Genomic DNA, 6,898 nt, shown 5'->3' with positions numbered 1-6,898 from the left:
CATGAAAGTGAAAAACAAAACTCATCATTTAAAAAAGAGTTTATTTTATAGCTATCGATAACGGAGAGAAAAAAGCAGAATTTAGAGTAAATGATCGAGAATATAAAACAGGTGATTTTCTTGCATTGAATAAAATTGATGATAATAGAAATTTCATAGGAAGATTGATTTCAGGAAAAATAACAAATGTAACGGTAATTAATAAAGATTTGTATCCGCAGATAGCGGAAGAGTTTGTTTTGCTTTTATTTTAATTAATTCCCGTTAATTGTTTGTAACATGAATACTGAAAGAAAAGAAGAAAATAACGGCGGTGCACTGCGTTCAATGTATCGCCAGAGTATAGAATTTCAGCCAGGGTTGCCGAATGACGCAACTCTGGCTGAACGTATTATGTGGGAGGCAAATCCCAACGATTATGCATGGCGGCATCAATATCTTGAGAATGTGCCGCATTCACTGGCGATCTACCTTGCAACACGTTATGCCAACATTTTCAATCAATCTGGTCGCCGCCGGGCTAATGCGTTTTTACGTCAGTTCTGCGAGAACGTATTACCACGGTTAAAATTGGTCAATGAACAATACCAGTTCCAGCATATCGTATCTGGTGTTATGCCGTTCCCGTTTATTGAATCACTGGAACAATTGCCAACATTAGGACGTAAAGAAATAAAACAGCTTGCGCATGAGGTTGCGCGGTTTATGGCTGAGAGTTACGACCAATATGTTGAACAGGCCCTACAGAATGAGCAGGACGCTTGCCGTAGATTAATTCATGTCTATACCCGTTTGGCTAAATTGACACAGCAAGCGGGAACGATAGCCCCATATTGGCAGCAATTTGTAAAAGGTCGAATTAAACCGACAGAAGATCAATTATGTGCCGGATTGCTGCGCATGATGTCAGATCAATGGTGGTACATCCGTTTAAAGCGGATACGTGATATGCGTGCCGAACATATTGCAATTGCTGTCGGACAGGTGCAGAAAGCGGTTTCATCCTATGTTTCACGTCAGACTTTGAGCGAATGGGCAGAGCAGAAGCGGCTAAATTGGGAGTTTCTGCAATCGTTCGATTTAGAAAACGAAGATGGAGAGCGAATTTCGTTAAGCGATAAGGTCTTGGGCAGCATTGCGAACCCTGCCGTCCGCCGTTGTGAACTCATGATCCGTATGCGCGGATTTGAGGACTTGGCTAACGAAATGGGCTGTGTAGGAGATTTTTATACTATTACAGCACCTTCTAAATATCACTCTGTACATAGTGGTGGCGGTTTTGTGAAAAACTGGAACGGTGCGACCCCAAGGGATACACAGCGGTATTTGTGTAAGGTTTGGGCGAAAATTCGCGCTGCTTATTCCCGTGCGGGGATTAGTGTTTTTGGTTTCCGTGTTGTTGAACCGCATCATGACGGTACACCGCATTGGCATCTGTTGTTATTTATGCTGCCTGAGCACGTCGAAGGAATGCGGGAAATTGTGCAGAAGTACGCAACCCAAGAAGATGCACACGAGTTGAAAAGCGAAGAAGCACAGAACGCTCGATTTTTTGTTAAGCGGATAGATCCAGAAAAGGGCAGTGCAACGGGCTATATCGCTAAATATATTTCAAAGAACATCGACGGGTACGCACTTGACGGTGAAATTGACCGTGAGACAGGACACAACCTCAAGGATATGTCCCGCTCTGTTTCTGCCTGGGCGAGCCGTTGGCGCATCCGTCAGTTTCAGCAGATTGGCGGTGCTCCGGTTTCTGTCTGGCGCGAACTGCGTCGTCTGCGTGGTGATGAGCAAATTTTGCCTGATGCGGATATGGATAATGTCCGATTTGCTGCGGATATTGGGAATTGGTTCGCTTATACCTCACTTTCACTGTTAATCAGATTAGCAGGCTTGTGAGATGTCCGGAATTCTTATACCACTACATTCCATGATGGAAAAAGGCAAAGGGAAGAGCTATGCAACTGAATCATCGGGCACGGGCATTTTTGCAGAAATATGCGGCGGGATTAGCCCAAGCCTATGGAGTAGAAGATACATCGCGTTACTTTGCGCTGACTGACCCGAAGGAAACTGCCTTGCGCAGTGCGTTGTTGGAATCTGTGGAATTCCTCAGCATGATCACCTGTGCGGATGTGGATCACCTTTCCGGCCAGGTAGTATCAGTCGGCAATCCTGGGTTATTCACCGGGCGTAAAAAAGATGGCCGTTTTATGCGTAAAACCGGTGTTGACGGCAATAAATACCACTTGGTTGAAACTGATTCCGGCGCAGCCTTGCCTTGGGATTTGTTATCTGTCTGGGCGAACTCTGGTTCAGAAAATGAATTTTTCCAACGTATGCAGGAATTCACTCATAAATCCTTTGTACTGGACATGATCCGTGTTGGTTTTAACGGCCAGGGGGTGGCGGAAACCACAGATCCAGAAGCCAACCCGAATGGTGAAGATGTGAACATGGGTTGGCATCAAATCGCTAAAGAATGGAGTAACGGTAAGCAGGTGATTACGACACCGGTGAAACTGGATGAGCACGGTGATTTTACCTCACTGGATGCGATGGCGTCAGACCTGATTAACGCCTGTATTCCGCAACAATTCAGGAATGATCCGCGCTTAGTGGTGCTGGTCGGTGCTGACTTAGTGGCAGCGGAACAATATCGACTGTATCAGGCGACAGATAAACCGACTGAAAAAATTGCGGCGCAAATGTTGGGGAGTTCCATCGCTGGCCGTCCGGCGATGATCCCGCCATTTATGCCGGGTAAACGTATGACAGTCACCATGTTGCCGAATCTGCAAATTCTGACACAGCGTAATACTCGCCAGCGTAAGGCGGCGTTTGAGGATGACCGCAAGCAGTTCGAAAATAAATACCTGCGCAATGAAGGTTATGCGCTTGAAACCCCGGAATTGTATGCCGCCTATGATGAAGATGCCGTCACTATCGGTACTGTGGCTGAACCTGCGGAAAAACTGGATACAGAATAATGCTGTCGCCTGCTCAACGACACCGGGCTGCGGTTGAACTTCGCCAGAAACTGGCGCGGCAACAAGCGGTTGCCATTGCAGAGGGGGCGAGTATGTACCTGCAAGCCCGCGCCATTGAGCAGGATATTAAGCGGTTACGCCAGTTGGCGTTAACGGCGGAGCGGGTAGAGATGAAAAAGCGGGAACTGTTGCCTAATTATCTGCCCACGGCGGAACGCTACATAGCCGAGGGGGAAATTTACCGAAACCCGATTTTTGCCTACTGTGTGATTTGGTTATTTGATATTGGGGATTTTGCCAAAGGATTGGATTGGGCGGATATCGCCATTGAGCAAGGGCAGCTCACCCCCGACAATTTTCGCAGTAGCTTTCCGGCCTTTGTGGCCGACACGGTTTTACTCTGGGCACTGGCGGAGGCCGAAACAGGAAACAGCGTGGAGCCCTATTTTTCAAGGACATTCAACAATGTGACTGAAAAATGGCAAATACACGAGAAAATCAAGGCCAAATACTACAAATTTGCGGCTTTGAACTTGCTGAAAGGGGATAACGCCGACATTAAGGCGAGTTCGGTTGATAGGTTGGATGTGCTGGAGCAGGCAGATCTCTGGTTATCAAAAGCGCATCAGTGCAATCCAAAATCAGGGGTAAAAACCTATCGGCAACGGATTGCCGCCCGTTTACGGGCATTGACAACCCAATCGCTATACCAAGATAAACAGTGACTACCGCAAGCCAGAGCGGGCGCGGTGGAGGCATGGCAGGGATTGCTTATGGCCGTGGAAACCGGACTGCCCGCTTTTTTATGGATGGGAGAGGCGAGATGTTTAGTGGCAATACCCTCGATTATCGGGATGAACCGTTGACCAATGACGGTTTTTGGCCGGATTTGAACTTACGGGAATTTCAGGTTAATCGCAATATTCCGGCTGACTTAGATAATGACCTGTTAGCTCAGGCATTGCTGGCAAGTGCCGCTGAAATCAATCTTGACTTACAGCGTCTGAAAGTCCGATTGCAGGCAAAAGGCTATCAGAAAGCCGCAGATGTGCCAGACATTGCTATCAATGGCGTTAATGCGTTAGTCGGTCAGTATAAAAAGGCTGTTTATGCCAGGGCAAAAGCGGATCTGTTGGGGGAATACACGGCTATTGTGAGTCGTGCCCCTCATCCGCTACAGGAAAGTCCTGAACTGCGTCCCCGTTTATTAGCGGAAGCGGCTTTTGTTATCCGCAATATGAAGGGATACCGGCGTACAACGGTACGCATGATATGAGCAAATTACATCATTTAACGGCATTTTTGCGGGAAAACCTGCCAGAACGTCTCTGTAAGATAGAATTTACCAGTGAAATGGATGAAATTCGTTTTATTCCTGCGCAACGGGATTTAGGTCTGGGGCAATATCAGATGTTTATCCAGCAGTATGAGGCGGTGATTGCCTGGGGGCGTTTCCCATACCGAGAGTTTGATCCGCGATATGTCCCATTGTTAATAGAGGTGTGGCTGACTGGGCAGGGCAATGATTTAGGGGATGCCAATCTGGAGCCGGAACGGCCAGCGATGACCGTTGACGTGGATGAAGAAACCGCTGTGGTTGTGGTGTCGTTGTCATTGTCAGAGCCTGTTGTCATGCGTGAAGATAAAAACGGCATCATCCCCTTTGAGGGTAAGCGCTGGAGGCTGGCTGATACTGAAATCTGGTTTGCTGAAAATGGGGTTGTGCATTGTGTGAATGAGTCAGGCGCACCCGTTGGACAAATCCAATAATGATAAATGGTCAGTTAAACCGAAATCAGCTTAAGGCACTGCAAAACGCACTGAGTGGCCTTGAGCTCCCCCCGAAAAAGCGCCAACGGCTGTTATGGCGGATGGCGAAATACGGGGTGATTCAGGCGGCAAAACGCCATGTGCTCAATCAGCAATCCCCGGATGGCGGGCGATGGACTGCCAGAAAAAGTCCGTGGCGCAAGAAGATGCTTAGGAATATGCCGAAGTTGCTGCATATCCGGGAAATGCCGGAAAGGGATGCTGTACGCATTTACCTGCAAGGCGGGCATTACCGGAACGGAAAACAGCAGGTTACTGCGGGTGTTGTGGGGTATGCACAGCAAAACGGGATGCGTATTCAGGTCAGTCGGCGGCAAGTGCAAAAGCGCGTTGACCGTAAGCGTATGGCAACCATTAAGCAGGCGAAAAAACTGCGGGATTTGGGTTATCAGGTCAGAAAGGGTAAACGCTGGCGTAAGCCCCCGATAAAGGAAATTACCGCCAAGATGAAATTTATTCAGGCAGGAATATTGATCCGTGAACTGAACGGTGAGGCGGTAAAAAATTCATGGTCGTTTGACGTGCCCGCGCGGGAATTCTTAGGCATGAATGATGAAGCGTTTAGCCGGGCGCTGGCTCGCCAGTTACAAGGTATTGGATACGGCGCAGGTTAGCGCATTAATAAGGGATTAAATTATGTGGCCACATGTTCAGGTTAACCAGGTTAACCAATTGCAAGGCGAAACTAGGGAAATTGAGCGGGTATTGCTTTTCGTTGGGACGGGAAAAACCAACGTAGGTAAAACTATTGCGGTTAATACCCAGACGGACTTTGATTCTGTACTGGGAACGACACAAACCGTCCTCAAACGTCATGTCCTGGCGGCGATGGCAAATGCCGGGCAAAACTGGTCTGGGTATATCCATGTATTGCCGGAATCGGCGGATGAATTGGCGTTTGTTGAGGCGGTGACGTCGGCGCAGCGTATAGCCAGTGTTGAGGGCTATACGCTGACGGTCGGCGCAACCAAAGCCATGATTAAAGCCGCGCAAACTTTGCGAGCCAACACGATGGCTAAATTTGGCCGCTGGCAGTGGGCCATTCTGGCGGTTGATGGCGCACAGGCGAAAGAGACTTGGGCGGATTATGTCACCCGTTTGGCCGAGCTACAAAAGGGCGAAGCTGTGGCATCGGTGCAACTGGTGCCGTGCCTGTGGGGCAATGAGGCGGGAGTATTGGCAGGGCGTTTATGTAACCGCGCTGTCACCGTGGCGGACAGTCCCGCACGGGTACAAACCGGGGCATTGATGGATTTGGGTTCAACCGATTTCCCGCTTGATGGGGAAGGGAAACCGATGGATCTGGCAACCTTGCAAGCCTTGGAAAAACTGCGTTTCAGTGTGCCGATGTGGTATCCCGATTATGACGGCATGTATTGGTCAGATGGTCGCACATTGGACGTAGAAGGCGGAGACTACCAGAGTATCGAAAACTTGCGGGTTGTTGATAAAGTCGCGCGTCGAGTACGTTTGCAGGCTATCGCTAAAATTGCTGACCGTAGCTTAAACAGTACGCCGGGCAGTATCGCAACGCATCAGGCATACTTCGCCCGTACCTTGCGTGAAATGTCGCGCAGTACCGAGATTAACGGCGTGACTTTTCCGGGGGAAGTGAAATCCCCGAAAGATGGCGATGTGGTGATTACATGGCGTAATAAAAACACGGTGGAAATTTATATCGTTATCCGCACTTACGAATGTCCGAAAGGGATCGCTGTCAGTCTGTTGCTGGATAGCCGTCTGGAGAAAATTGCATGAGCAAAAGGATTTCAGGCCAGTCGGTCGATTTTAATATGGACGGGGATCTGGTTCATGCCGAAAAGGTCAGTTTGTCTATTACTGATAACACCGCCGCCGCCCAAACGCAGGGCGTGCCGGATGGTTACCTCTCCGGTGATGTGGCGGCAGAGGGGGAAATTGAACTCAGCACCAAATATCTGGATATCGTCACTGCCAAAGCGCGCGCGGCGGGTTCATGGCGAGGCATTCAGCCCGTTGATTTGATGTGGTATGCCAAAGCAGGCAATGAAGAAATCAAGATTGAAGCCTACGGCTGCAAACTCATCATTAGCGAC

General features: G+C 48.8%; 8 protein-coding genes and 1 pseudogene. All 9 read left to right on the top strand.

All coding sequences use genetic code 11. The annotated features are described in order from the left end of the window. Positions 1-47 precede the first annotated feature (47 nt). Complete coding sequence (locus D3222_RS25270) at positions 48-254, top strand: DUF3850 domain-containing protein (protein ID WP_304598684.1); 207 nt, start codon at positions 48-50, stop codon at positions 252-254. Positions 255-327: 73 nt separating this feature from the next. Then, a pseudogene (locus tag D3222_RS23170) lies at positions 328-1,866 on the top strand (replication endonuclease); the annotation flags it as partial. Positions 1,867-1,961: 95 nt separating this feature from the next. After that, positions 1,962-2,993 carry a phage major capsid protein, P2 family gene (locus D3222_RS23165; protein WP_118988204.1) on the top strand — a complete coding sequence of 344 codons (1,032 nt, stop codon included), beginning with the start codon at positions 1,962-1,964 and terminating at the stop codon, positions 2,991-2,993. Next, positions 2,993-3,718 carry a phage terminase small subunit gene (gene gpM, locus D3222_RS23160; protein WP_118988203.1) on the top strand — a complete coding sequence of 242 codons (726 nt, stop codon included), beginning with the start codon at positions 2,993-2,995 and terminating at the stop codon, positions 3,716-3,718. Before D3222_RS23165 ends, gpM begins: the two co-directional genes overlap by 1 nt. Before the next feature lie 98 nt (positions 3,719-3,816). Beyond that, complete coding sequence (locus D3222_RS23155; protein WP_118988206.1) at positions 3,817-4,269, top strand: head completion/stabilization protein; 453 nt, start codon at positions 3,817-3,819, stop codon at positions 4,267-4,269. Beyond that, positions 4,266-4,763 (top strand): phage tail protein, encoded by a 498-nt coding sequence (locus D3222_RS23150; RefSeq protein WP_118988202.1) that lies wholly within the window; start codon positions 4,266-4,268, stop codon positions 4,761-4,763. The genes D3222_RS23155 and D3222_RS23150 overlap by 4 nt, the downstream gene beginning before the upstream one ends. Beyond that, entirely contained in the window at positions 4,760-5,437 is a 678-nt protein-coding gene (locus tag D3222_RS23145) for a hypothetical protein (RefSeq protein ID WP_157975417.1), read from the top strand. Before D3222_RS23150 ends, D3222_RS23145 begins: the two co-directional genes overlap by 4 nt. A gap of 22 nt (positions 5,438-5,459) precedes the next feature. Then, on the top strand, positions 5,460-6,581 hold the full coding sequence (locus D3222_RS23140; protein ID WP_118988200.1) for a DUF2586 domain-containing protein: 1,122 nt from the start codon (positions 5,460-5,462) through the stop codon (positions 6,579-6,581). After that, positions 6,578-6,898 (top strand): phage protein (locus tag D3222_RS23135; RefSeq protein ID WP_118988199.1); only part of this gene is annotated, 321 nt, incomplete at its 3' end. The genes D3222_RS23140 and D3222_RS23135, both read left to right, overlap by 4 nt.

The organism is Photorhabdus sp. CRCIA-P01 (assembly GCF_003545805.1).
Taxonomy (GTDB): Bacteria; Pseudomonadota; Gammaproteobacteria; order Enterobacterales; family Enterobacteriaceae; genus Photorhabdus; species Photorhabdus antumapuensis.
The sequence above is the reverse complement of the archived record's forward strand: the minus strand, read 5'-3'. Positions and strand labels throughout refer to the sequence as shown.